Origin of the sequence: Kitasatospora sp. NPDC001603, from assembly GCF_040298365.1 — a bacterium.
Lineage (GTDB): Bacteria > Actinomycetota > Actinomycetes > Streptomycetales > Streptomycetaceae > Kitasatospora.
In genome coordinates, this window is the sequence record NZ_JBEPAA010000006.1 from 22789 (window position 1) to 46914 (window position 24126).

Here is a 24126-nt window from a genome sequence, read left to right on the forward strand (position 1 = left end):
GGGCCTCAGGATCCGCAGCTGCTCCCGCCGCCGCAGCTGGAGGAGGATCCGCAGCTGCTGGAGCTGCCGCCGCAGCTCGACGAGGAGGAGCCGCAGCTGCTTCCGCCGCAGCTCGACCCGGACGAGCCCGAGCCCGAATCGGAGCCGCTGCCGCACCAGGTGACGCCGCCGCAGGAAGTGCCGGAGGAGCCGGAGGAGCACGAGGTGTAGGTGGAGGACGAGGAACCGCCCGTCGCCGCGGCCTTGGCGGTCGCCAGGTCGGCCGCCGCCGCGGCGAGCATCGCCTCCTGGAGCTCCGCGTCGTCCAGCCCGGAGGCGGCCAGCCCGCTGAGCGCGACCGCGCCGAGCAGGACGCCGCCGGCCGCCCGCGGTGCCAGGCCGGCACTGGGCTTCCACGGCTTGCCGACGGACATCAGGGCGAGCTGACGGCGGCCGGCCGGGGTGATCCGCCCCTTGAACGGCCAGGTCACCAGCAGCGACACCAGACCGAGGACCACCAGCACGGACGGGAGCCAGAGGACGGGGCGGTCCGCCTCCCCGTGGTCGACCGCGTGGGCGACCACGGTGGTCACCACCACGCTCAGCAGGGCGAGCCAGAGCAGCCGACGGGCCACCTTGGCCCGGTGCATCAGGGCGGGGTTGCGCAGCAGCCCGCGGTTGGCGAGCCCGTCGCCGAGCTGCTGGACGGCGGGGGCGCGCATCACCGCGCGCCGCAGCGGGGCGAGCTCCCGCTGCCCGGTCGGCCCGACCGCCTCGATGATCGCCTCGTCGACGGCGTCGTAGGCCTTCCGGGTGGTCAGCGTGACCAGGCCGGCCCGGTTGACGACGACGCGGCCGGCCTGGTGCATCCGGACCAGGGCGGTGTCGAAGACCCGGCCGGGGCCGCCGGAGAGGAACGCGGTGTCCAGCAGCGGCAGTCCGCGGCCGGGCAGGCCCTTGACCTGCGGTACCCGCCGGACCCGGCCCTTGGTGTACGAGGCGTACGCCGCGGCCGCGACCATCAGCAGCGCCGGTACGACGAAGAAGGTGTTGTGCCACATGGGCGGTTCCCCCGGAATGGTGTGGGTGGTTCTGGTTCAGTGCCGCGGGCCGGGCCGCAGGGCCCGGCGCAGGCGGGCGAGCGGCCCCTGCGGGCGCTCGGGCGCGGGGCCGTGGAGCCACCGCTCCAGGGCCTGCCGCTGCTCGGGGTCGAGCGTGGGGTCGAGCGCGGGGCCGGGCTCGGTGCCGGACCGCCCGGCGTCCGGGCGGGTGCCCGGCTCGTCGGTGAGCGCCCACGCGGCGAAGGCGCGGGCGTCGGCGCGGTAGCCGCCGGTCTGCGGGTGCGTCCGCGCGTAGGCGAGGAACAGCGGCCCGTACCGCCGGCCGAGCAGGCGGGGCAGCTCCGGGGCCACCTTGGCGGTGGTGTCCCGGCGCTTGGCGGCCAGACCGGCCGACTGGGCGCGGACCTGGGCCGGGTCGAAGCCGGGCGGGACGGGCCCGCCGGCCACCAGGGCGGCCAGCAGTTCCTCCTGGCGCCGGGCCAGCGCGGCGCGGGCGGCGGTGAGGCCGTGGGCCTCGCCGGTCGGGCCGGTCATCCGGCCCGACCCCCGTCCAGCACGCGGCGGATGGCGTCCAGTTCGGCCGCCAGCTCCGCGGGCGGCGGGAAGTTGGCGTCCCGCTCCAGCAGGACGCCGGGCGGTGCGACCCGGTCGCAGAGTTCGGCCAGCACCTCCAGCACCGGTTCGGTGACGGGGTGGGCGTGGGTGTCGTGCCAGACGCCGTCGATCATGGTGCCACCGGCGACGTGGACGTAGGCCAGCGCCTCCAGCGGCAGGCGGTCCAGTTCGGCGGCCGGGTCCAGACCGAGGTTGACCCGGTTGGTGTGCAGGTTGGCGACGTCGATCAGGAGCCGGACACCGGTGCGCTCGACCAGCTCGGCGAGGAACTGTCCCTCGGTCAGTTCGTCGTCCGGCCAGGCCAGCTGGGCGGCGATGTTCTCCAGGGCCAGCGGCACCGGGAGCCGGTCCTGCGCGATCCGGACGTTCTCGGCGATCACCCTGAGCGCGTCGCGCGAGCGGGGCACCGGCAGCAGGTGCCCGGCCTCCAGGCCACCGGCCCGGACGAACGCCAGGTGCTCGGTCACCAGCGGGGAGCCGAGCGCGCCGGCCGCCTCCGCGAGCCGGTCGAGCCGTGCCGGGTCGGGCCGGTCGGCGCCGCCGAGGCCGAGCGAGACGCCGTGCGGGACCACCGTGACGCCGCGGGCCCGCAGGATCCGCAGCGACTCGGGGAGGTGGTCGGCGCAGACGTTCTCCGCGACCACCTCGACCCAGTCCAGGCCGGGCTGGCGCTCCACGACGGTGTCGATCTCGCCGCGCCAGCCCAGGCCGACGCCGAGCGCGGTGGGTGCGGGACCGGCCGTACCCGCCGGTCGTTCGGTGGCCCTGGTCGGAGCGGCGGGCGTCCTGCGCCGGACGGCAGGAGAGGTCATGGGTTCGCCCCCTTCGGAGGGCTGGGTGGGAAGCCGTCGGCCGACGCGGGCATCGTCGCCAGGGTCGGGCCGGGCCGTGCTGCTGAGGATGTCCCCGGTGGGGGCGGCTGCCAAGCCCCATCCGGTCTTCTCAGAGCATTATTTGAGCTTGTCGACCCGGTGATGAGGGACTTTGGTCCCGTCCCTGTCACCGGCCCCCCGGACGGGGCGGAAATTCGGAGGCGAACCGGTCGGCGGGGCGGTTACGGTACCCGCCCATGACGACGCTGACCGTGCGTGACTTCCGCCCCGCCGACGCCGAGGCCGCCGCGGCCGCCCACCGGGCGGGCCGCGAGCACCTGCTCCTCACCCCCGAGGTCTTCGCCTGGCTGAACGCCCGCCGGGCCACGGGGGAGCACTTCCGCACCTTCGTCGCCGAGCTGGACGGCGAGGTGGTCGGCTCGGTCCGGTGCGGTGTGGTCGTCGGCACCACCACCCGGGGCATCGGGTACGCCAACGGCAGTGTGCTGCCGGCCTTCCGGCGCCGCGGGGTCTTCACCGCCCTGCTGGCGGCGGCCGAGCGGCACCTGGCCGGGCACGGCGTGGTCGAGCTGCACAGCTGGGTGGACGAGGAGCCGGCGTCGCGCGCCTTCGCCGCCGCCCGCGGCTTCACCGAGGGGCGGCTGGCCCACTTCGCCGGCCGGGACCTCGCCCGGCCGCTGCCCGCGGTCCCGGCACTGCCGCCCGGGGTCGAGCTGCGCCCGGCCACCGACTGGGCGGACGACCCGTACCCGATCTTCGTGATCGAGGCGGACGCGGCCCTGGACGAGCCGGGCGAGATCGCGATGGACGCCGCCGACTACGAGGCGTTCCTGACGGGGGACTGGGCCCGCCCGGACCTCGACCGCGAGCTGACCGTGGTGGCGGTGGTCGACGGCGAGCCGGCCGCGTTCAGCGCGGTGCAGACGGACGGCGCGGAACGCTACTGGTCGGCGTTCACCGCCTGCCGGCGGGCCTTCCGGGGCCGGGGGCTGAGCAAGCTGGCCAAGACCGAGTCGCTGCACCGGGCCCGGGCGGCCGGCTACCGGTGGGCCTACACCAGCAACGACGCCACCAACGCGCCGATGCTCGCGATCAACGCGTGGCTCGGGTACGAGCGGTGCGCGAACGAGCGGAAGTTCACCAAGCGGTCCCAGAGGTGACGGGTCGGGAGGGAGCGGCCGGTTTCGGTCGCTCGAAAGAGTGAATCCGGCGCACTTCCCCCGCGCTGCGCCGGGTGGACCGCCGTGTCGGGAGTCCCCGGCGTTCTGTGCGGGCATCACCTCACGGCAGACAGTTCGTGCCCGAGTCTTCCTCGGTGGGGGATGCTATGGAGATCCTGCTTCAGGTCCTGGTCGGGTTCGTTCCGGCCGTGATCGGCTTTCTCGCGGCCCGCTCCCTCGCCCGGACCAGACTGTTCCTGCGGTACGGCTTCCTCCGGGTGCTGCTCGCCCCGTACGGCCGGGTCCAGATCGTCACCCCCAGCATCGAGGCGGCGGCGTTCGCGTTCGCGAAGGACGGCCGCCCGCTGATCAGCCGGGGGCCGAAGAACGTCCTCTTCATGCCGATGGCCGAGGCCCGGGCGATAGCCCAACTCACCGATCTGCTGAGGAAGATCAACCGGAAGGCGACGATAGAACTGGTCACCGCCGGGGCGCAGGACCCGAGGATGCCGACCTTCTCGATCGGCGGACCGAGCGTCAATCCGTACTCGGCGACCGTGCTCGGCGCGGGATTCCCGGACTTCTGCATCGAGTACCCGGACGCGGCCCGGGCCCGCTGGGGCGGAATGACCTTCGAGGCGCAGTACAACGCGGCCGACGAGTTGATCCGGGACCACGGTTTCGTCTTCGTGACCCGGACGTCGCGCCAGGCGCCCTGCGTCGTGCTCTGCGGGGTCTTCGCCTTCGGCTCGGCGATGGCCGTGGAGGCGCTGGCGGCCGCCACCCGGAAGTCGCCGCTGGCGGCGATCTTCCGCGCGGGGGAGAAAGGATTCGTCGCGGTCGAGGGCCGGGTGATCGGGCTGGACACCGTCGATGTGACCGTCGAGGTCTGCCGGTTGCTGCCGGTGGTGTGAGCGGACGGCGCCCCGGGTGCGGCGCCGCCGGCCTTTCCGGCAGCTCGGGGCGGCCTTCCCGTCCTGCCCCTTGAGACGAAGTGGTCCAGACCGCATGGGTGCGAAACGGGACAGGTCGGGAGGGTCTGGGGCGGGAAGTGGCTTGAATCGCCGGTGTTTTGCTTCACTGTCATCACATCATCGGCATAATCGCGCCCATGACGATCAGCCGCGCGAACGTGAGCGCGATTGCCGAGGACCTGTATGTGTGGCTTCCGCCGAAGCGCGGCTGGGGCCTGGCCAACTGCGGGCTGCTCACCTCACCGCGGACGGCGCTCTGGATCGACACGCCCTACGATCCCTCCCTCGCCGCGGAGTTCCTCGCGCAGAGCCGGCAGCGGCTGGCCGACGGGGTGGACATCGACCGGGTGATCGTCACCCACGCCAACGGCGACCACCTCTGGGGCGCCGGGGTGGTGCCCGACGCCGAGGTGATCGCCACCCGGGAGGCGCTGGAGCACATCCACTGGGAGCCGACGCCGAAGCAGCAGCACGCGCTGGTCGCGGGCAGCGACCCGGCCTCGCCGCTCGGCGGCTACCTCCGGGAGCACTTCGGCCCGTTCGACTGGTCGCAGACCGATCCCGTCCACCCGCACACCGTCTTCACCGGTGAACTGGAGCTGCGGGTGGGGGAGTACCCCGTGCGGATCACCGGGCTGCCGGCCGCGCACACCGGCGGCGACCTGCTGGTCCACCTGCCGCACCAGCGGGTGGTGTTCACCGGCGACGTGATCTTCGGCTCGACGCCCGAGCAGCCCGGAGACCACCCCTCGCACTGGGCCGGACCGCTGGAGAACATCATCGGCGCCTGCGAGCAGGCGCTGGCCACCGGCGCCGAACTCTTCGTCCCCGGCCACGGTCCGGTGCTCGACCGGTCCGGCGTGGAGGCCCACATCGGCTACCTCGGGTACGTGCGCGGCCGCGCCCACGCGCTGCACCGCGCCGGGATACCGGCCCTGGACGCGGCCCGGCGGATCATCGCCGAGCAGCGCCACCCCGAACTCGGCCTGCCCGAGCGGCTGGTGCTCACCGTCGCGGCCGAGTACCGGCACCTGGACGGCAGCGCGGTGCCGAACGTCCTGGAGGCGATGGGCCAGGTCGCCCTGGTGGCGCGGGAGCTGGCCCAGGACGCGGGCCGGGTGCCGTCCTCCCGCCCCCGGCGGTTCCCCTCCTCGCCGGCCTGACCACCTGTCGCCGAGGCTCCGCCACCGGCACCTCCCCACCCCTTCGAGCGAGGACTTCCGAGGACTTCGATGACCCAGATCGCGCTGCTGGCCCTCGCGGTGGCCACGGTCGCCGCGCTCGCGGCGGCCGCCGTCCTGGCCCGCGGACGCGCCCGGGCACTCGCCCGGGCCACCGCCGCCGAGGCGGCCACCGTCCACAGCGAGGAGCGCACCCGCACCGCCGAGGGCCGGCTGGCCCGGGTCGAGCAGCAACTGCGCGAGGCCCAGACGGCCGCCCGGCGGGCGGACGAGGAGGCCCGCCGGGTCGAGACCAGGGCGCTCGCCGCCGAGGGCCGGGTCCGGGAGGCCGAGCAGCGCACCGCGGCCGCCGACCACCGCGCGGCCGAGGCGGAACTGCACGCCCGGGCGGCCGAGGACCGCACCGCGGAGGCAGGCCGGCAGCTCGCGGCCGCCCAGGGGCGGTCGGCCGCCCTGCTGGCCGAGGTCGGCCACCTGGCCGAGGAGCGGGTGGCGGCCGCCGCGCTGCGGCTCAGCCACCCCAACGCGCCGGACACCGGGCCGCTGGACGCGCGGGCCGCTGGTCCCGAGGCGGTGCGCGCCCTCCAGGCCGTGCTGGACGCCTCGGTCGCGGCCGTCACCGGTGAGCGCGAGCGGGTCGACGCCGCCGCCCGGGCCGCGATGCGCGGTGCCACCTCCAAGATCCAGACCCTGCTGTACCAGATCCAGAGCCTGGTCCAGCAGCTCCAGCACGACAACGACGACCCGCGGCTACTGGAGGTCGACTTCCGCAACGAGGTCGCGCTGCGCCGGATCCAGACCATCGCGGTGCTCTGCGAGGCCTGGCCCGGTCTGGCCCGGACCGACTCGCCGCTGGCCGAGGTGGTGGTCGGGGCGCTCTCCCGGGTGCCCGGCTACGCCCGGATCAAGGTGGCCAACCACCTGCGCGAGAACCGGCTCGCCGTGGTCGCCCGGGCCGCCGAGCCGCTCGCCATCACGATCGCCGAGCTGCTCGCCAACGCCGCGTCGTACTCGCACCCGGAGACCGATGTGCCGGTGACCGTCCAGCAGGGCGGCCGCGGCGCCCTGGTGATCATCGACGACAGCGGCATCGGGATGGAGGAGGACCAGCTGCGCCGGGCCCGCCGGCTGCTGGCCGGTCCCTCGGACGTGCTGCTGACGGAGCTCGGCAACCCGCCGAAGACCGGCTTCGCGGTGGTCGGCAAGCTCGCCCGGCAGTACGGGTTCTCCTGTCACATCGAGCCCTCGCCGTACGGCGGCATGCGGACCATCGTGCGGATCCCGGCCGCCCTGCTGACGGTCGTGGACGAGGAGCAGCCGCTCTCGGTGCTCACCCCGCTGCCACTGCGGGCGGGCGCCGGCCCGGCTCCCGCGCCCACCGTCCAGGCGGTGCCGACCCCGCGTGCGGGATCCGATGATCCCACCGGGCAGGACGTGCCGGAGTGGCACGACGTGCCGGACGGGCACGACACGCCGACCCGGCACCCGGCGCCGGCCATGCACGTCGTGCCGCCGGTACGGGGGGTGACCGCCGACGACAGCGGTCTGCCGAGCCGGCGCCGGCGCCGACCGCTCGGCCCGCAGGTGCCGGAGGCGGCCCGGCCCTCCGGCGGGGCGGCCGCGCCGGAGGATGCCGCGGACGGCGCGGCGCGGTCCGCGGCCACCGGCCGGTCCGCCCGGACGCCCGAGCGGGCGGCCGCCCGCTGGGACGCCCTGCAGCAGGGCACGGGCTCCGGCCGCGCCGCCGTCGCGGAGGCGGCCGCCGCGGGCACCTCGCCCGGCGGGGCCCCGGACCCGACCGCCACCGGAGCCGCCACCGACCCGGCGGGTACCGGCACGACGGGTACCGCCCCCACGAGCGACACCTCCACGAGCGACACCTCCACGAGCGCCGCCTCCACGAGCGCCGTCCCCACGAGCACCACCCGCGCCGAGGCCACCGGAGCGGAGGCCGCCGACCACCCCGGCCCCGCCGGCCGCTCGGACCGGACCGGCCGCCACCCCGCCCAGACCTCCGAAGGAGCCGAGCAGTGAGCACGCCCAGCCCTACCGCCACCGATGAGATCTCGTGGGTGCTGACCCCGCTGCTGGAGCTGCCGGGCGTCCTGCACGCGGTGATCGCGACCGGTGACGGCCTCGTCGAGGGCGCCTCGGCCGGCCTCGGCCGCGCCTCGGCGGAGCGGGTCGCCGCGATGACCGCCACCGTGCACGCCGCCGCCCGCGCGTTCACCACCGCCTTCACCGACGTCGAGCAGCCCCGGCTGGCACAGACGGTGGTGGAGTCCGAGCTGGGCTTCGCCATCGTCGTCCCGGCCGGGGAGAACACCTCACTCGCGGTGTTCACCACGCCGGAGGCCCAACTCGGCAACGTGGCCTACCAGATGCAGGTGCAGGTCGCCGCCCTGGGCCGCGCGCTGGCGAGCCCGGCCCGGCAGCAGGACACCACCGCCCGGTCATGACCGCCGTACCCCGCAGGCGGATGGTCCCCGCCTACCTGGCCACCGGCGGCCGGACCAGGCCCGGCACGGCGGGCTTCGATCGGCTCACCGTCCTGTACGCGGCCGGTGCGGAGCCGCCGCAGGACGTGGAGGACGAACACCGGCGGCTCTGGGAGCTGCTGCGGCCGGGCGCACTGACCGTGGTGGAGGCCGCCGCCCACCTGCGCCTGCCGGTCAGCGCCACCGTCTTCCTCGCGGCCGACCTGGTCGAGGCGGGCTGCTTACAGGCCCGTGCCCCGATCCCCCGCGCACAGCAGACCGACCGCTCCATCGTCGAGAGGCTCCTCGTTGGACTCCGCACGCTCCGGTAGCCCGACCGGCCGGACCGACCGGGTGGGCTACCTGCCCGACCGGGACCAGACGCTGATGAAGCTGGTGGTCGCCGGCCCGTTCGGCGTCGGGAAGACCACGCTGATCCGCACCCTGTCGGAGATCCCCACGCTGCACACCGAGGAGGCGATGACCGAGACCGGTGCCCCCGTCGACGACGCGGAGGGTCTGCCGGGCAAGACCACCACCACGGTGGCGGTCGACTTCGGCCGCCTGACGCTGCCCGGGCAGGTGGTGCTCTACATGTTCGGCACCCCCGGGCAGCGCCGGTTCTTCCCGCTCTGGCAGGACATCGCCCGCGGCGCCCTCGGTGCCCTGGTGCTGGCCGACACCCGCCGGCTCGCCGACTCCTTCGAGATCATGGACATGGTCGAGGAGCAGGGGCTGCCCTACGCGGTCGCCGTCAACTGCTTCCCGGGCGCGCCCGCGCACCCGATCGAGGTGCTCCGGGCCCACCTGGACCTGCACGCCGCCACCCCGCTGGTGCTCTGCGACGCCCGTGAGCGCGGTTCCAGCCTCGACGCACTGATCGCGCTGACCGAGCACGTGCTGCACGGTCTGCCCGCCACACCCGACGCCGCCCCGGAGCAGCCGTGACCAGCACCGACGAAGCGACCGCCACCGCCGAAGCGACCGCCACCGACGAGGCCCCCACGGCCGCCGGCCCGGCCGCCGGCTCCGGCAGCGCGCCCGGCACCCGGCCGGTGCCGATCTACGGCCCGGCCTTCGCCGCCGACCCGCAACTCGTCTACGAGCGGCTGCGCCGCTACGGCGCCGTCGCCCCGGTGGAGATCTCGCCCGGCGTGGAGGCCCTGCTGGTCACCGACTACCAGGCCGCGCTGGACCTGCTGCGCGACACCGACACCTTCTCCAAGGACTCCCGGGCCTGGCAGCAGACCGTCCCGCCGACCTCCCCGCTCCTGCCGGTGCTCGGCTACCGCCCCACCGCCTTCTTCAGCGACGGCGAGGTGCACGCCCGCTACCGCCAGGTGATCACCGACGGCCTGGCCCTGCTCGAACCGCACCTGCTGCAGCGCCGGGTCGCCGAGGTCGCGCACCGGCTGATCGACGCCTTCGTGGCCACCGGTTCGGCCGATCTGATCGACGAGTACGCCCGGCAGCTGCCGGTGGCCGTGTTCAACACCTGGTTCGGCGTCCCCGAGGAGCACAGCGCCCGGCTGGTGGCCGGCATCGCCGGCATGATGGAGTCCACCGAGAAGGCCGTCGCCGCCTACGGCGACCTCGTCTCCGTGGTCACCGACATGGTCGCCGAGCGGCGCGAGCGCCCCCGGCACGACCTCACCTCGTGGTTCCTCACCCACCCGGCCGGGCTGGACAACGACGAGGTGGTCCGGCAGATCACCCTCACCATGATCGCCGGGAACCAGCCGACCACCAATCTGATCGGCAACGCGCTGATGCGGCTGCTCACCGACGCCCGGTACGCGGGATCGCTGTTCGGCGGCGCCATGACGGCCTACCAGGCGATCGACGAGGTGCTCTGGCACGACCCGCCGCTGGCCAACCTCTCCGCCCACTACCCTCGCTACGACATCACCTTCCACGGCCGGGAGATCCCCGCCGGCTCGCTGGTGCTGGTCTCCTACGGGGCCGCCAACTCGCAGGCCGCGCCGCCCACCGACGGCACCGAGCTGCGCAGCGGCGAGTCCGCCCACCTGGCCTGGGCGGCCGGCCCGCACGCCTGTCCGGCCCGGGACCCGGCGCTGCTGATCGCGATCACCGCGATCGAGCAGCTCACCAGCCGGCTGAGCGACCTCGAACTGAGCACCGGCGCCGAGGACCTCCTCTGGCGCCCGGGCCCGTTCCACCGCGCCCTGCTCCACCTCCCGGTGCGCTTCCAGCCGGTCGGCGGATAGCCGCGGGCCCGGGCGCCGAACCGGCTCCCGGGCCCGCGTGCCGTGCTCAGCCGCCGTCGGCCGGGCGCAGCGTCAGCGAGATGCTGTTGATGCAGTAGCGCTGGTCGGTCGGCGTGCCGTAGCCCTCGCCCTCGAAGACGTGGCCCAGGTGCCCGCCGCAGCGCGCGCAGCGGACCTCCACCCGGCGCATGCCGAGCGTGGTGTCCTCGATGTACTGCACCCGGTCCCCGGCGAGCGGGGCGTAGTAGGACGGCCAGCCGCAGTGGCTGTCGAACTTGGTCTCCGAGCTGAACAGCTCCGACCCGCAGGCGCGGCAGCTGTAGACGCCGACGGTCTTGGTGTCGGTGTACTCACCCGTGAACGGGCGCTCGGTGCCGGCTTCGCGGAGCACGTGGTACTCGTCGGGGCTCAGCTCGGCGCGCCACTCGGCGTCGCTCTTCTCGATCTCGTAGCTCATCGCAGACTCCCGGTCGGCAGGTCTCGGACGTCGGTGCCAACGCTCGCGAGGTGCCGGAGGATTTCCGGCCCGAGGTTGGTGACGTCACCGGCACCCATGGTGAGCAGCAGGTCGCCCGGGCGGGTCAGGCCCGCCAGCAGGGCGGGGGCGGCGTCGAACGCGTGCTCGGCGGTGACCTCGGCGCCGGCCCGCTTCGCCGCGTCGATGATCAGCTCGCTGGTGACGCCGGGGATCGGGTCCTCGCGGGCGGGGTAGATGTCCAGCACCACCGAGGCGTCGGCCAGGGCGAGCGCCCGGCCCATCTCCTCGGCGAGCTGCTGGGTGCGGCTGAACAGGTGCGGCTGGAAGACCACGAGCACCCGCCCGGCGCCGTCCAGGCCCTCGCGGATCGCCTCCAGGTCGGCGGTCATCTCGGTGGGGTGGTGGGCGTAGGAGTCGATCACCTGGACGCCGGCCGCCTCGCCCTTGAGCTGGAGCCGCCGCCGCACGCCGGTGTAGGCGCCGAGCGCCTTGGCGAGGTCGGCGGCCGGCACGCCCAGGGCGACGCCGGCGGCCAGCGCCGCGACCGCGTTGTGGGCGTAGTGCCGGCCGGGCACCGAGACGGTGAAGGTCAGCTCGGCGCCGTCCAGCCGGACGGTGACCTCGCTGGTCATGCCGTGCGCGACCACCGACAGCACGCGGACGTCGGCGTCCTCGGCCGCGCCGACGGTGACGACGTTCAGGCCCTCGCGGCCGGCCACCCGGGAGGTCAGCTCGCGGGCGCCGTCGTGGTCGGCGGAGACCACCAGGGTGCCGCCGGGGGCGATCCGGCCGACGAAGGTCTCGAAGGACTCGTAGATCTCCTCGATCGAGGCGTAGTTCGCGTGGTGGTCGAGCTCGACGTTGAGCACGATCGCCACCTCGGGCGCGTACTTGTGGAAGCTGCGGTCGCTCTCGTCGGCCTCCGCGACGAAGATCTCGCCGGTGCCGTGGTGGGCGTTGGAGCCGGGCGCGTCGAGGTCGCCGCCGATCGCGTACGAGGGGTCGAGGCCCAGCTCGCCGAGGGCGACGGCGAGCATGCTGGTGGTGGTGGTCTTGCCGTGGGTGCCGGCCACGGCCAGCGCCCGGCGGCCGCCCATCAGCGCGGCCAGCGCGTCGGAGCGGTGGACCACCGGGACGCCCCGCTCGCGGGCGGTGGCCAGCTCCGGGTTGTCCGCGCGGATGGCGCTGGACACCACCACGCTGCTGACACCGTCCGGCACGTGCTCGGCGGCGTGGCCGATGTGCACGACGGCGCCGAGCGCGCGCAGCGCCAGGACGGTCTCGGACTCCTTGGAGTCGCTGCCGGAGACGCTGGCGCCGCGCACCGCGAGGATCTTCGCCAGGCCGGACATCCCGGCGCCGCCGATACCGATGAAGTGCGGGGCGTGCAGGTCGTGCGCGGCGTCGTTCAAGGCAAGGCTCCGTACGGGCGGGGGCAGACAAGGGGCAGAGCGGGTGCAGCGGGTACGTCGGTCGGCGGACCAACGGGCGAATCGTCCTCGCGGACGGGCCGCAAGGACGATTCTGCACCACCGGCGGGTCGGTTCAGGAGTCGCTGGCGAACAGTCGCAGGACCGGGACACCCACCTTGTGCCGGGCCTGGGAGGCCCAGTCGCGGTGGAAGAACTCCTCCACGAAGTGCGGCGAGGTGAGCACCACGACCTCGTCGGCCCGGTGCTCCTCGACCACCGCGCGCAGCCGGTCCAGCGGCTTCTCCTCGACCAGCTCGCCGATCGCCTCCGCGCCGGCCTGGCGCAGGTGGCGCAGGCTGTGGGCGAGCGATTCGCCGGCCACCGTCGGCTCGTGCTCGGACTCGTCGTGCTCGCGCACCACCTTGTCGAGGTGGCCGAGGGCGACGTCGTCCAGCGCCCTCAGCAGCTCGTCCTGTTTGCCGCGCGGCTGCATCAGGACGACGAAGGACACCTTCTCGTCGCTGTGGAGCGTGGTGACGAGCTCCACATCGGCGTCGGAGAGCGCCTTTTCGATCATCAGTACCGTCTTGAACACGTGAGTCCCTTCCATGACCGGCCCCCGGGCCCCGGCATCGCATCCCATACTGCCCGGCGGGAAGCTTTCCGCATGCTGCCCCGCGACCCTGCGGGCCACGCGGGTGGAGCTCCCGAAGGAGAGCGGGATCACTGTCCGGCGGTCACGGGGGCCGGTGACGCGGCTTGCGGGTGAAGACGCAGGTAGCGGGTGAAGAGGAATCCTTTCTGCTCGATCAATGAGACCAGTCGCATCCGCTGCACGTCAGGCATTTCCGCATCGTGGATGATGCGCGGCGCGTCGCCGGCCGTGATCAGCGGTGCCACCGACAGGCACAGCTCGTCCAGCAGGTCCGCGGCGGCGAGCTGCCCCAGCAGCCGCGGACCGCCCTCGCTCAGCAGCCTCGTCCACCCCCGCTCGGCCAACGCGGCGACCGCGGCGGGCAGGTCCACCGAGCCCTTCCCGGCCACCACCACGTCGGCCACCTCGGCCACCGCCCGGCGGCTGCGCGCCGGCGCGTCCTCGGTGGTGATCACCACCGTCCGCACCAGCGGCTCGGTGAACAGCGGCGCCGCGAGGTCCAGCCCCAGCGAGCGGCTGACGATCGCGATCACCGGGGCCGGGGCCTGCCCGGCCGCCGCCCGCGCCGCGGCGAAGTCGGCCCGGGCCCGGCCCGGCCGGTACCCCTCGGCGCGGACCGTCTCGGCGCCCACCAGCACCACGTCCGACAGCGCCCGCAGCACTCCGAAGATCCGTTTGTCGGCGTCCCCCGAGAGCCCCTCGGACAGGCCCGCCAGCTTCGCCCCGCCGTCCAGGCCGGCCACCATGTTGGCCCGCAGCCACGGCCGGCCGTGATTCACCTGCTCGGGGTACGCGTAGACGGCGGCGAGCGACTCCAGCGACGCGGGATCGGCGAACGGCCGGGACAGCGGACTGATCAACTGTTGCATGCCGTCCAGTCTCGTCGCCCGGGGCCCGGCGATCCACCGGCGGCCCTCGGCCCGAGCGGTGCGCCGGCAGGCGTACCCTCTAGTACCGTGCCCGCAGCCCCACTCCCCGACGCGCCGACCGAGCCGATAGCGACCGCAGACGTGGCCACCGCTCCCCTCGCGCTCACCGACCGGCGCCCCGTCGTCCCCGCCGAGCGCCTGGTGGCCGAGATGGTCCCGCCACCGCGCTTCTCCCTCGTCAGCTTCGGAACGTACCTCCCGGACCCGAACCAGCCCAGCCAGTACGAGGCGGTCCAGGTCCTGGAGCAGTTCGCCGGCACGCTCAACGCCGGAGACGGCGGCGCCCCCAAGCGCAGCTGGTTCCGCCGTACGGCCCCCGTGCCCACCGGCCCGGCCGGCGTCTACCTGGACGGCGGCTACGGCGTCGGCAAGACCCACCTGCTGGCCTCGCTCTGGCACGCCGCCCCCGGCCCTAAGGCGTTCGGCACCTTCGTCGAGCTGACCAACCTGGTCGGCGCGCTCGGCTTCCAGCAGGCCGTCCGGACCCTCTCCGACCACCGCCTGCTCTGCATCGACGAGTTCGAGCTGGACGACCCGGGCGACACGGTGCTGGTCTCCACCCTGCTCGGCCGCCTGGTCGACAACGGCGTCAAGCTCTGCGCCACCTCGAACACCCTGCCGGAGAAGCTCGGCGAGGGCCGGTTCGCCGCCGCCGACTTCCTGCGCGAGATCCAGGGCCTCTCCGCGCACTTCCGCCCGATGCGGATCGACGGCCAGGACTACCGCCACCGCGGCCTGCCGGCCGCCCCGCCGCCGTACGACGACGAGACCGTCGCCGCCGTCGCCGCCCGCACCCCGGGCGCCTCGCTGGACGAGTTCTCCGGGCTGCTCGACCACCTCTCCGCCGTCCACCCGAGCCGCTACGGCGCGCTGCTGGACGACGTGCAGGCGGTCTGCCTGCGCGGCGTGCGGCAGGTCGACGACCAGTCGACCGCGCTGCGCCTGGTCGTCCTCGCCGACCGGATGTACGACCGCGAGCTGCCGATCACCGCCTCCGGGATCCCCTTCGACCAGGTCTTCCCCGAGGAGATGCTGCGCGGCGGCTACCGCAAGAAGTACCTCCGGGCGGTCTCCCGGCTGGTCGCGCTGGCCCGGGACAGCGCCAAGTAGGCGCCGGTTGTCAGTGGTGGGTCGTACGGTGGACACGTGCGACCCATCACGAGTATTGAGCGCTCAGAGACGCCCTTCGAGGTCGTCAGCCCCTTCCAGCCCAATGGCGACCAGCCGGCGGCGATCGCCGAGCTGGAGCGCCGGATCCGCGCGGGGGAGAAGGACGTCGTCCTGCTCGGCGCCACCGGCACCGGCAAGTCGGCCACCACGGCCTGGATGATCGAGAAGCTGCAGCGCCCCACCCTGGTGATGGCGCCGAACAAGACCCTGGCCGCCCAGCTGGCCAACGAGTTCCGGGAACTCCTGCCGAACAACGCGGTCGAGTACTTCGTCTCGTACTACGACTACTACCAGCCCGAGGCGTACGTCCCGCAGACGGACACCTACATCGAGAAGGACTCCTCGATCAACGAGGAGGTCGAGCGGCTGCGCCACTCCGCGACCAACTCGCTGCTCACCCGCCGGGACGTGGTCGTCGTCGCGTCCGTCTCCTGCATCTACGGCCTCGGCACCCCGCAGGAGTACGTCGACCGGATGGTCCGGCTCAAGGTGGGCGAGGAGATCGACCGCGACGTGCTGCTGCGCCGCTTCGTCGACATCCAGTACACCCGCAACGACCTCGCCTTCACCCGCGGCACCTTCCGGGTCCGCGGCGACACCATCGAGATCTTCCCGGTCTACGAGGAGCTCGCCCTGCGGATCGAGATGTTCGGCGACGAGATCGAGTCGCTGTACACCCTGCACCCGCTGACCGGCGAGATCATCAGCCAGGACGACTCCGTCCACGTCTTCCCCGCCTCGCACTACGTGGCCGGCCCGGAGCGGATGGAGCGTGCGGTCAACGACATCGAGAAGGAGCTGGCCGAGACGCTGGCCCGGATGGAGAAGCAGGGCAAGCTGCTGGAGGCCCAGCGGCTGCGGATGCGCACCACCTACGACATCGAGATGCTCCGCCAGATCGGCACCTGCTCGGGCGTCGAGAACTACTCGATGCACTTCGACGGCCGCGCGCCCGGCTCCCCGCCGAACACCCTGCTCGACTACTTCCCGGAGGACTTCCTCCTGGTCATCGACGAGTCGCACGTCACCGTCCCGCAGATCGGCGCGATGTACGAGGGCGACGCCTCCCGCAAGCGCACCCTGGTCGAGCACGGCTTCCGGCTGCCCTCCGCGATGGACAACCGCCCGCTCAAGTGGGAGGAGTTCCTGGAGCGGACCGACCAGACCGTCTACCTCTCGGCCACCCCCGGCGCGTACGAGCTGTCCCGCGGCGACGGCCAGGTCGAGCAGATCATCCGCCCGACCGGCCTGATCGACCCCGAGGTGATCGTCAAGCCGACCGAGGGCCAGATCGACGACCTGGTGCACGAGGTGCGGACGCGGGTGGAGCGGGACGAGCGCGTCCTGGTCACCACCCTCACCAAGAAGATGGCCGAGGACCTCACCGACTACATGCTCGGTCTGGACATCCGGGTCCGGTACCTGCACAGCGACGTCGACACGCTGCGCCGGGTCGAGCTGCTGCGCGAGCTGCGGGCCGGCCGGTACGACGTGCTGGTCGGCATCAACCTGCTCCGTGAGGGCCTCGACCTGCCCGAGGTCTCCCTGGTGGCGATCCTGGACGCGGACAAGGAGGGCTTCCTGCGCTCCGGCACCTCGCTGATCCAGACCATCGGCCGCGCGGCCCGCAACGTCTCCGGCCAGGTCCACATGTACGCGGACCGGATCACCCCCTCGATGGCGAAGGCGATCGACGAGACCAACCGCCGCCGGGCCGTGCAGCAGGCCTACAACAAGAAGCACGGGATCGACCCGCAGCCGCTCCGCAAGAAGATCGGCGACATCCTGGACACCCTCGCCCGCGAGGAGGTCGACACCGACGAGCTGCTCTCCTCCGGCTACCGGGCGGGGGGCAAGGGCAAGGCCCCGGTGCCGGCGCTGGGCGCGGACCGCAAGCCCGCCAAGAGCCTGCCGGCGGCCGAGCTGGCCGAGCTGATCCAGTCGATGACGGAGCGGATGCACGCGGCCGCGACGGACCTCCAGTTCGAGGTCGCGGCCCGGCTGCGCGACGAGGTCAAGGAGCTGAAGAAGGAGCTCCGCCAGATGCGCGAGGCGGGTATCGCGTAGGGCCGGTCGCGGCCCGCGCCGGGCTTGGCCGGATCCGGTACCGGTCAAGCCCGGCGGTGTCTCAGCCTTGCCACAAACGGGTAGACGCTGACGGACGCGGCCGACCGCAGGCCCTAGGCTGGCCTGCGGTGCCGCCCGGGACGGGCGGTCGCATCAGGGGGCCTCAGCCGGGGGACGGCAAGGGGGTGTTCCACCGTGAAGCCGGCGCGGATACCGACCGCCCGGCTGGGCAGAGAGGACAATGCCGTGTCGGTGAACCTTGCCAAGGGGCAGCAGGTCAGCCTGCAGAAGGGTTCGGGCGAGTCGCTGACGGTCGTCCGGATGGGGCTGGGCTGGAAGGCGGCGCCCAAGCGCGGCCTCTTCGGCAGCCGGACGCGACAGATCGACCTGGACGCCTCGGCGCTGCTGTACGCCGAGCAGACCCCGTCCGACGTGGTCTTCTTCCAGCACCTGGAGAGCAACGACGGCTCCGTCCGGCACACCGGGGACAACCTGGTCGGCGGCACCGGGGCGGGCGAGGACGACGAGTCGATCCTGGTCGACCTGGCCCACGTACCGGTGCACATCACCCAGGTGGTGTTCACGGTCAGCTCGTACACCGGGCAGACCTTCGCCGAGGTGCAGAACGCGTACTGCCGGCTGGTGGACGACTCGACCGGGCTGGAGCTGGCCCGCTACGAGCTGGCCGGCGGCGGCCCGCACACCGGGCAGATCATGGCGAAGGTGTTCCGCGAGCCGTCCGGCGGCTGGGGGATGCAGGCGATCGGCGCGCCGGCCCGGGGCCGGACCTTCCAGGACCTGCTGCCGGCCATCGAGCCCTTCCTCTAGCGGGCGGGGCCCCGGCCGGCGGCGGACGCCCCGGGTCGTTCTTTACCTTCTTTACCTTCTCTTGGTTCTTCTGTTAGCCTCGTGGGAGCGGAGGGGAGTATTCCCTCGCAGTTGTCCCGTCATCACGGGCGCCCACCTGGCGGCGTCCCGGGGCGCTGGTCCGCGGGCGCCGCCCATGCGCCCGGCGGGCGGAAGAGACCTCCGGCAGTGACGATGACTGTCTCGCCTACCTGCCGGAGGAGCAGTAGTGGACGTTTCCGTAAGTTTGTGGATCGGCACGATCGGTGTGCTGTTGGCCCTGATCGTGGCCGACTTCTTCATCGGCGGCCGCAAGCCGCACGAGGTGTCGGTCAAGGAAGCCGGTGTCTGGACCACGGTCTGGATCGTGCTGGCCGCCGTCTTCGGCGGGTTCCTCTGGTGGCACTCCGGTTCCAAGCCGGCCGGTGAGTTCTTCGCCGGGTACATCACCGAGAAGTCGCTCAGCGTCGACAACCTGTTCGTGTTCATCCTGATCATGGGCAAGTTCGCGGTGCCGAAGATCTACCAGCAGCGCGTGCTGATGTTCGGTGTGATCATCGCCCTGGTGCTGCGGGCGGTCTTCATCGCCGGCGGCGCGGCCCTGGTGGCGCAGTTCTCCTGGGTGTTCTTCATCTTCGGCGGCTTCCTGGTCTGGACGGCCTGGAAGCTGATCAAGGAGGCCCGGGCCGACGAGGAGGACGAGGAGTTCGAGGAGAACCGGCTGCTCAAGTCGATCGAGCAGCGCTTCCCGTCGACCGACAAGTACCACGGCACCAAGCTCTTCATCCGGGAGAACGGCCGTCGGCTGATGACGCCGATGCTGATCGTGATGCTCGCGATCGGCACCACGGACGTCCTGTTCGCGCTGGACTCGATCCCGGCGATCTTCGGCCTGACCCAGGACCCGTACATCGTCTTCACCGCGAACGCCTTCGCCCTGATGGGGCTGCGCCAGCTGTACTTCCTGATCGGCGGGCTGCTGAAGAAGCTGGTCCACCTCTCGTACGGCCTGTCGGTGATCCTCGGCTTCATCGGCGTGAAGCTGGTGCTGCACGCGCTGCACGAGCAGGGTGTGCACGTCCCCGAGATCGGCATCCCGTTCTCGCTGGGCTTCATCGTGGTGGTGCTGGCCGTCACCACGGTGACCAGCCTGATCGCCGCGAAGAAGCAGGAGCGGGCCGACGAGGCCCCGGAGAAGATCGACGCCTGATCCCCTGTTCCCCCGGACCCCCGGGGGCCACGGCGGCGGGCCCGCGACCGAGCAGTGGTCGCGGGCCCGCCGTTCCTCGTACCGGGGCTACCAGCCGCGCTCGCGCCACTCCTGGAGGTGCGGGCGCTCCGCGCCGAGGGTGGTGTCCTTGCCGTGGCCGGGGTACACCCAGGCCTCGTCCGGCAGCACGTCGAAGATCTTCTCGTTGACGTCCCGGTAGAGGCTCTCGAAGGCGGCCCTGTCGTCCCAGGTGTTCCCGACGCCACCGGGGAAGAGGCAGTCGCCGGTGAAGACGTGCGGGTGGCCCTGGGGGTCGTCGTAGACCAGCACGATGGCGCCGGGGGTGTGCCCGACCAGGTGCCGGACGGTCAGCTCGATCTGCCCGAACCGCAGCGGCTCGCCGTCCTCCAGCAGCAGCTCGGTCGGGACGTCGATGCCCTCGGCGTCGTACCGCCCGGCGGCGGTGCGGGCGCCGGTCGCCGCGACCACCTCGGCGAGCGCGCCCCAGTGGTCGTGGTGGCGGTGCGTGGTGACCACGGTGGTCAGCTCGGCACCGACCGTCTCCAGCAGCACCGGCGCGTCGGCGGCGGCGTCGATCAGCAGCTGCTCGTCGGTGGCCCGGCAGCGCAGCAGGTAGGCGTTGTTGTCGTACGGGCCGACGGCCGCCTTGGTGATGATCAGGTGGGCCAGCTCGCGCACGTCCGGCGGCCCGCCGACCTTGACCGCTCCGTGGTACGTCATCCGTCCGCTCCTCGTCGTTCCGGGGCCGCCGTCGGCATCGCCCCTGCTGCCAGCATCGTCGCGCGGCCGGGCCGCGTCTTGTGGATCTTCCCGTGCCGGGGCCCGGCCCGGTGCGGGTGCCCGCCCCGCGTCAGCCCAGCGGCGGGAGCGCGGGCAGCGCGCTGCGGCCGTCGGCGAGCTGGTCGCCGCCGCGGTGGACCTGCAGGCCGTCGCCGTCGGAGCGGCCGGAGAGCCAGGCGGCGAGCGCCCGCACCGGGCCCTCGGCGGTCAGCCCGGGCCCCTCGCCGGCGGTGCCGATCACGGCCCGGTCCTCGGTGTCGTCGGCGACCAGCTCGACCGCGGGCAGGCCCTCGGCGCCCGCCAGCCGGTCGGACAGGCGCCGGAACTCGGCCACCGCGAAGAGCTCCGGCCAGTGCGCGGGGGAGTAGCCGGCGGCCAGGTCGACGTGGTGGTACTCGACCTCCATCAGCCGCTTCCACGGGATGTCGGCGGCCGGGAAGACGTAGCCGGTGCGGTGGCGCACCGAGGCCGTCCAGGCCCCGGGCGCCAGCGCCGCGGCGGCCGCGGCGAACCGCTCGTCGGAGTCGCGCAGGTCGTCGAGCTGGACGTCGAGCGGGCGGCCGGCGCCGTCCTCGATGCCCTGGTCACGGGCCTCGTCGCTGGGGTACTGCGGGATGTCGGTGGCGGTCCGGGCGCCGTCGAGCAGATTGACCAGCGAGTCCGCGTTGCGGGCCAGGTGGGCCAGCACGTGGCCCCGAGTCCAGCCCGGCAGGGCGGAGGGCTCCGCGAGGGCCTCGGGCTTCAGTCCGGCCACGGTGTGCAGCAGGTGCCCGGTGCTGGTGGCGACCAGCCGGAGCCGCTCGTCGGCGAGGTCGGCGGCGGTCTGGGGGTCGGTCATCGGTGGCGGCCTCCGTCGGAGTGGTCGGCAGCGTTGCCCGCACGGGCACTCGCTCGTTGACGAGGGTGACGCTATCTCCGATGTCACGGCTGAGCAGGGCTTTTCTCGAACAGGCCCGGTCAACGTCGAGCAGGTCTCTCACTCGATCGGGTGGACTCCGCTGGACAAGGTCGAGAATCGAACGCCTGAGCTATAGGCTGGCAGGCGCATCCTGGAAGAAGTACACCTCTCACGCAAAGCCATCTCGCCCCGGAGAAAGGCGCCAGAAGCAGTGGCCGACCGCCTCATCGTCCGCGGTGCTCGCGAGCACAACCTCAAGAACGTCTCGCTCGACCTGCCCCGCGACTCCCTCATCGTCTTCACGGGCCTCTCCGGCTCCGGCAAGTCCTCGCTCGCCTTCGACACGATCTTCGCCGAGGGCCAGCGCCGATACGTCGAGTCGTTGTCCTCCTACGCCCGTCAGTTCCTCGGGCAGATGGACAAGCCCGACGTCGACTTCATCGAAGGCCTCTCCCCGGCCGTCTCGATCGACCAGAAGTCCACCAACCGGAACCCGCGCTCGACCGTCGGCACCATCACCGAGGTCTACGACTACCTGCGCCTGCTGTTCGCGCGGATCGGCAAGCCGCACTGCCCGCACTGCGGCCGCCCGATCGCCAAGCAGTCCCCGCAGGCGATCGTGGACAAGGTGCTGGAGCTCACCGAGGGCACCCGGTTCCAGGTGCTCAGCCCGGTGGTGCGCGAGCGCAAGGGCGAGTTCGTCGACCTCTTCGCCGACCTCCAGTCCAAGGGCTACGCCCGGGCCCGGGTGGACGGCGAGACGGTCCAGCTCGCCGAGCCGCCCAAGCTCAAGAAGCAGGAGAAGCACACCATCGAGGTGGTCATCGACCGCCTCACCGTGAAGAGCAGCGCCAAGCGCCGGCTGACCGACTCGGTGGAGACGGCCCTGCGGCTCGGCGGCGGCATGGTCGTGCTCGACTTCGTCGACCTCCCGGAGGGCGACCCGGAGCGCGAGCGGATGTACTCCGAGCACCTCTACTGCCCGTACGACGACGTGTCGTTCGAGGAGCTGGAGCCGCGCTCGTTCTCCTTCAACTCGCCGTTCGGCGCCTGCCCGGACTGCTCCGGCCTGGGCAACCGGATGGAGGTCGACCCGGAGCTGGTCGTCCCCGACGAGGAGAAGTCGCTGGACGAGGGGGCTATCCACCCGTGGTCCGGCGGCCACACCAAGGAGTACTTCCAGCGCCTGATCGACGCCCTCGCCGGCGAGCTGGGCTTCCGGACGGACCTCCCCTGGGCCGGGCTGCCGGCCCGCGCCAGGAAGGCGCTGCTGTACGGGCACAAGCACCAGGTCGAGGTGCGCTACCGCAACCGCTACGGCCGGGACCGCTCCTACACCACGGGCTTCGAGGGCGCGGTGCCGTTCATCCAGCGCCGGCACACCGAGGCGGAGAGCGACAGCAGCCGCGAGCGCTTCGAGGGCTACATGCGCGAGGTGCCCTGCCCGACCTGCCGGGGCACCCGGCTCAAGCCGGTCGTGCTGGCCGTCACCGTCGAGGGCCGGTCCATCGCGGACGTCTCGGCGATGTCGATCAGCGACTGCTCGGACTTCCTCGGCGCGATGAAGCTCAACGCGCGGGACAAGCGGATCGCCGAGCGCGTCCTGAAGGAGGTCAACGAGCGGCTGCGGTTCCTGGTCGACGTCGGCCTGGACTACCTCTCGCTGAACCGCGCGGCCGGCACCCTGTCCGGCGGCGAGGCCCAGCGGATCCGGCTCGCCACCCAGATCGGCTCCGGCCTGGTCGGCGTGCTCTACGTGCTGGACGAGCCCTCGATCGGCCTGCACCAGCGGGACAACCACCGGCTGATCGAGACCCTGGTCCGGCTGCGGGACATCGGCAACACCCTGATCGTCGTCGAGCACGACGAGGACACCATCAAGATGGCCGACTGGGTGGTCGACATCGGCCCGGGCGCCGGTGAGCACGGCGGCAAGGTGGTGCACTCCGGCTCGCTCAAGCAGCTGCTCGCCAACAAGGAGTCGCTGACCGGCCAGTACCTCTCCGGCAAGCGGTCCATCCCGATCCCGGCCACCCGCCGCGAGCGGGACAAGAAGCGCCAGCTGACCGTCCACGGCGCCCGCGAGCACAACCTCAAGGACGTCACGGTCGGCTTCCCGCTCGGGACGTTCACCGCGATCACCGGGGTCTCCGGCTCCGGCAAGTCGACGCTGGTCAACGACATCCTCTACACCCACCTCGCCCGGGAGCTGAACGGCGCCCGCAGCGTGCCGGGCCGGCACACCCGGATCACCGGCACCGACCAGGTGGACAAGGTCGTGCACGTCGACCAGTCGCCGATCGGCCGCACCCCGCGCTCCAACCCGGCCACCTACACCGGCGTGTTCGACCACGTCCGGCGGCTCTTCGCCGAGACGCAGGAGGCCAAGGTCCGCGGCTACCTGCCCGGCCGGTTCTCGTTCAACGTCAAGGGCGGCCGCTGCGAGAACTGCTCCGGCGACGGCACCATCAAGATCGAGATGAACTTCCTGCCGGACGTCTACGTGCCGTGCGAGGTCTGCCACGGCGCCCGGTACAACCGGGAGACGCTGGAGGTCCACTTCAAGGGCAAGTCCATCGCCGAGGTCCTGGACATGCCGATCGAGGAGGCGATGGACTTCTTCGAGGCCGTCCCGGCGATCGCCCGGCACCTGCGGACGCTCAACGACGTCGGCCTCGGCTACGTCCGGCTCGGCCAGTCCGCGCCGACCCTCTCCGGTGGTGAGGCGCAGCGCGTCAAGCTCGCCTCCGAGCTGCAGAAGCGCTCCACCGGGCGGACGGTCTACGTGCTGGACGAGCCCACCACCGGTCTGCACTTCGAGGACATCAGCAAGCTGATCAAGGTGCTCTCGGGTCTGGTGGAGAAGGGCAACACGGTGATCGTCATCGAGCACAACCTCGATGTGATCAAGACCGCCGACTGGATCGTCGACATGGGCCCCGAGGGCGGCTCCGGCGGCGGCATGGTGGTGGCCGAGGGCACGCCGGAGCATATCGCGGCGGTCTCCGAGAGCCACACCGGCAAGTTCCTCCGGGACATCCTCCCGGGCGAGTTCACCGACGCCGCGGCGCCGGTGAAGGCCCCGCGCAAGCGGGCGGTCGCCAAGAAGAAGTAGCGCCGCGAGGTCGGCGGCACGACACCGGCCCGGCCGA

General features: G+C 72.8%; 20 protein-coding genes and 1 pseudogene. 13 read left to right on the forward strand and 8 right to left on the reverse strand.

The window, feature by feature from the left end; genetic code table 11:
- Positions 1–5: 5 nt before the first annotated feature.
- A complete protein-coding gene (locus ABT263_RS06120) occupies positions 6–1040 on the reverse strand; it encodes a TIGR04222 domain-containing membrane protein (RefSeq protein WP_352288101.1) in 1035 nt (344 codons plus the stop codon).
- Positions 1041–1076: 36 nt separating this feature from the next.
- A pseudogene (locus tag ABT263_RS06125) lies at positions 1077–2467 on the reverse strand (MbnB/TglH/ChrH family RiPP precursor modification enzyme).
- A gap of 257 nt (positions 2468–2724) precedes the next feature.
- Here ABT263_RS06125 and ABT263_RS06130 point away from each other — a divergent pair.
- From ABT263_RS06130 to ABT263_RS06165, 8 genes are all read left to right on the forward strand, one after another.
- Positions 2725–3648, forward strand: coding sequence for a GNAT family N-acetyltransferase (locus ABT263_RS06130; RefSeq protein WP_352288104.1), 924 nt, complete (start codon positions 2725–2727; stop codon positions 3646–3648).
- Positions 3649–3815: 167 nt separating this feature from the next.
- Positions 3816–4562 (forward strand): hypothetical protein, encoded by a 747-nt coding sequence (locus tag ABT263_RS06135; protein ID WP_352288106.1) that lies wholly within the window; start codon positions 3816–3818, stop codon positions 4560–4562.
- A gap of 197 nt (positions 4563–4759) precedes the next feature.
- Positions 4760–5785: an MBL fold metallo-hydrolase gene (locus ABT263_RS06140; protein WP_352288109.1), complete on the forward strand. Its 1026-nt coding sequence runs from the start codon at positions 4760–4762 to the stop codon at positions 5783–5785.
- Positions 5786–5854: 69 nt separating this feature from the next.
- Positions 5855–7837 carry an ATP-binding protein gene (locus tag ABT263_RS06145; RefSeq protein WP_352288112.1) on the forward strand — a complete coding sequence of 661 codons (1983 nt, stop codon included), beginning with the start codon at positions 5855–5857 and terminating at the stop codon, positions 7835–7837.
- Complete coding sequence (locus tag ABT263_RS06150; RefSeq protein WP_329489993.1) at positions 7834–8262, forward strand: roadblock/LC7 domain-containing protein; 429 nt, start codon at positions 7834–7836, stop codon at positions 8260–8262. The genes ABT263_RS06145 and ABT263_RS06150 overlap by 4 nt, the downstream gene beginning before the upstream one ends.
- The gene (locus tag ABT263_RS06155) at positions 8259–8612 is read left to right on the forward strand and encodes a DUF742 domain-containing protein (protein WP_352288115.1); all 354 of its coding nucleotides are present in this window, start codon (positions 8259–8261) and stop codon (positions 8610–8612) included. Before ABT263_RS06150 ends, ABT263_RS06155 begins: the two co-directional genes overlap by 4 nt.
- The gene (locus ABT263_RS06160) at positions 8590–9228 is read left to right on the forward strand and encodes a GTP-binding protein (protein ID WP_380392916.1); all 639 of its coding nucleotides are present in this window, start codon (positions 8590–8592) and stop codon (positions 9226–9228) included. The genes ABT263_RS06155 and ABT263_RS06160 overlap by 23 nt, the downstream gene beginning before the upstream one ends.
- Before the next feature lie 107 nt (positions 9229–9335).
- On the forward strand, positions 9336–10508 hold the full coding sequence (locus ABT263_RS06165; RefSeq protein WP_352288362.1) for a cytochrome P450: 1173 nt from the start codon (positions 9336–9338) through the stop codon (positions 10506–10508).
- Between the two features lie 46 nt (positions 10509–10554).
- On the opposite strand, the gene msrB is transcribed toward ABT263_RS06165, so the two are convergent.
- From msrB to ABT263_RS06185, 4 genes are all read right to left on the reverse strand, one after another.
- Complete coding sequence (gene msrB, locus ABT263_RS06170; RefSeq protein ID WP_352288118.1) at positions 10555–10965, reverse strand: peptide-methionine (R)-S-oxide reductase MsrB; 411 nt, start codon at positions 10963–10965, stop codon at positions 10555–10557.
- A complete protein-coding gene (murC, locus tag ABT263_RS06175; RefSeq protein WP_329489996.1) occupies positions 10962–12398 on the reverse strand; it encodes a UDP-N-acetylmuramate--L-alanine ligase in 1437 nt (478 codons plus the stop codon). Before murC ends, msrB begins: the two co-directional genes overlap by 4 nt.
- A 133-nt stretch (positions 12399–12531) precedes the next feature.
- Positions 12532–12993, reverse strand: a complete 462-nt coding sequence (locus ABT263_RS06180; protein WP_352288121.1) for an indole-3-glycerol phosphate synthase — start codon at positions 12991–12993, stop codon at positions 12532–12534.
- Positions 12994–13121: 128 nt separating this feature from the next.
- Entirely contained in the window at positions 13122–13922 is an 801-nt protein-coding gene (locus ABT263_RS06185; protein ID WP_329489998.1) for a pyrimidine reductase family protein, read from the reverse strand.
- An 87-nt stretch (positions 13923–14009) separates the two neighbouring features.
- On the opposite strand from ABT263_RS06185, the gene zapE reads away from it, so the two are divergent.
- From zapE to ABT263_RS06205, 4 genes are all read left to right on the forward strand, one after another.
- Positions 14010–15092, forward strand: a complete 1083-nt coding sequence (gene zapE, locus ABT263_RS06190; RefSeq protein WP_396489961.1) for a cell division protein ZapE — start codon at positions 14010–14012, stop codon at positions 15090–15092.
- 36 nt (positions 15093–15128) lie between these two features.
- Positions 15129–17219, forward strand: coding sequence for an excinuclease ABC subunit UvrB (gene uvrB, locus ABT263_RS06195; RefSeq protein ID WP_329489999.1), 2091 nt, complete (start codon positions 15129–15131; stop codon positions 17217–17219).
- Between the two features lie 246 nt (positions 17220–17465).
- Positions 17466–18047, forward strand: a complete 582-nt coding sequence (locus ABT263_RS06200; RefSeq protein ID WP_329490000.1) for a TerD family protein — start codon at positions 17466–17468, stop codon at positions 18045–18047.
- 247 nt (positions 18048–18294) lie between these two features.
- The gene (locus ABT263_RS06205) at positions 18295–19275 is read left to right on the forward strand and encodes a TerC family protein (protein ID WP_329490001.1); all 981 of its coding nucleotides are present in this window, start codon (positions 18295–18297) and stop codon (positions 19273–19275) included.
- 87 nt (positions 19276–19362) lie between these two features.
- On the opposite strand, the gene ABT263_RS06210 is transcribed toward ABT263_RS06205, so the two are convergent.
- Together ABT263_RS06210 and ABT263_RS06215 are read right to left on the reverse strand one after the other, a co-directional pair.
- Positions 19363–20016: an MBL fold metallo-hydrolase gene (locus ABT263_RS06210; protein ID WP_352288124.1), complete on the reverse strand. Its 654-nt coding sequence runs from the start codon at positions 20014–20016 to the stop codon at positions 19363–19365.
- Positions 20017–20146: 130 nt separating this feature from the next.
- A complete protein-coding gene (locus ABT263_RS06215) occupies positions 20147–20914 on the reverse strand; it encodes a maleylpyruvate isomerase family mycothiol-dependent enzyme (RefSeq protein WP_352288125.1) in 768 nt (255 codons plus the stop codon).
- 271 nt (positions 20915–21185) lie between these two features.
- Here ABT263_RS06215 and uvrA point away from each other — a divergent pair, with 271 nt between their 5' ends.
- Positions 21186–24089: an excinuclease ABC subunit UvrA gene (gene uvrA, locus ABT263_RS06220; protein ID WP_352288127.1), complete on the forward strand. Its 2904-nt coding sequence runs from the start codon at positions 21186–21188 to the stop codon at positions 24087–24089.
- Positions 24090–24126: the final 37 nt, after the last annotated feature.

What these genes read in the sequence shown, in the direction of transcription:
- ABT263_RS06120 (WP_352288101.1), bottom strand. Translation starts at nt 1,040, where the DNA reads ATGTGGCACAACACCTTCTTCGTCGTACCGGCGCTGCTGATGGTCGCG.
- ABT263_RS06130 (WP_352288104.1), top strand. Translation starts at nt 2,725, where the DNA reads ATGACGACGCTGACCGTGCGTGACTTCCGCCCCGCCGACGCCGAGGCC.
- ABT263_RS06135 (WP_352288106.1), top strand. Translation starts at nt 3,816, where the DNA reads ATGGAGATCCTGCTTCAGGTCCTGGTCGGGTTCGTTCCGGCCGTGATC.
- ABT263_RS06140 (WP_352288109.1), top strand. Translation starts at nt 4,760, where the DNA reads ATGACGATCAGCCGCGCGAACGTGAGCGCGATTGCCGAGGACCTGTAT.
- ABT263_RS06145 (WP_352288112.1), top strand. Translation starts at nt 5,855, where the DNA reads ATGACCCAGATCGCGCTGCTGGCCCTCGCGGTGGCCACGGTCGCCGCG.
- ABT263_RS06155 (WP_352288115.1), top strand. Translation starts at nt 8,259, where the DNA reads ATGACCGCCGTACCCCGCAGGCGGATGGTCCCCGCCTACCTGGCCACC.
- msrB (WP_352288118.1), bottom strand. Translation starts at nt 10,965, where the DNA reads ATGAGCTACGAGATCGAGAAGAGCGACGCCGAGTGGCGCGCCGAGCTG.
- ABT263_RS06185 (WP_329489998.1), bottom strand. Translation starts at nt 13,922, where the DNA reads ATGCAACAGTTGATCAGTCCGCTGTCCCGGCCGTTCGCCGATCCCGCG.
- ABT263_RS06210 (WP_352288124.1), bottom strand. Translation starts at nt 20,016, where the DNA reads ATGACGTACCACGGAGCGGTCAAGGTCGGCGGGCCGCCGGACGTGCGC.
- ABT263_RS06215 (WP_352288125.1), bottom strand. Translation starts at nt 20,914, where the DNA reads ATGACCGACCCCCAGACCGCCGCCGACCTCGCCGACGAGCGGCTCCGG.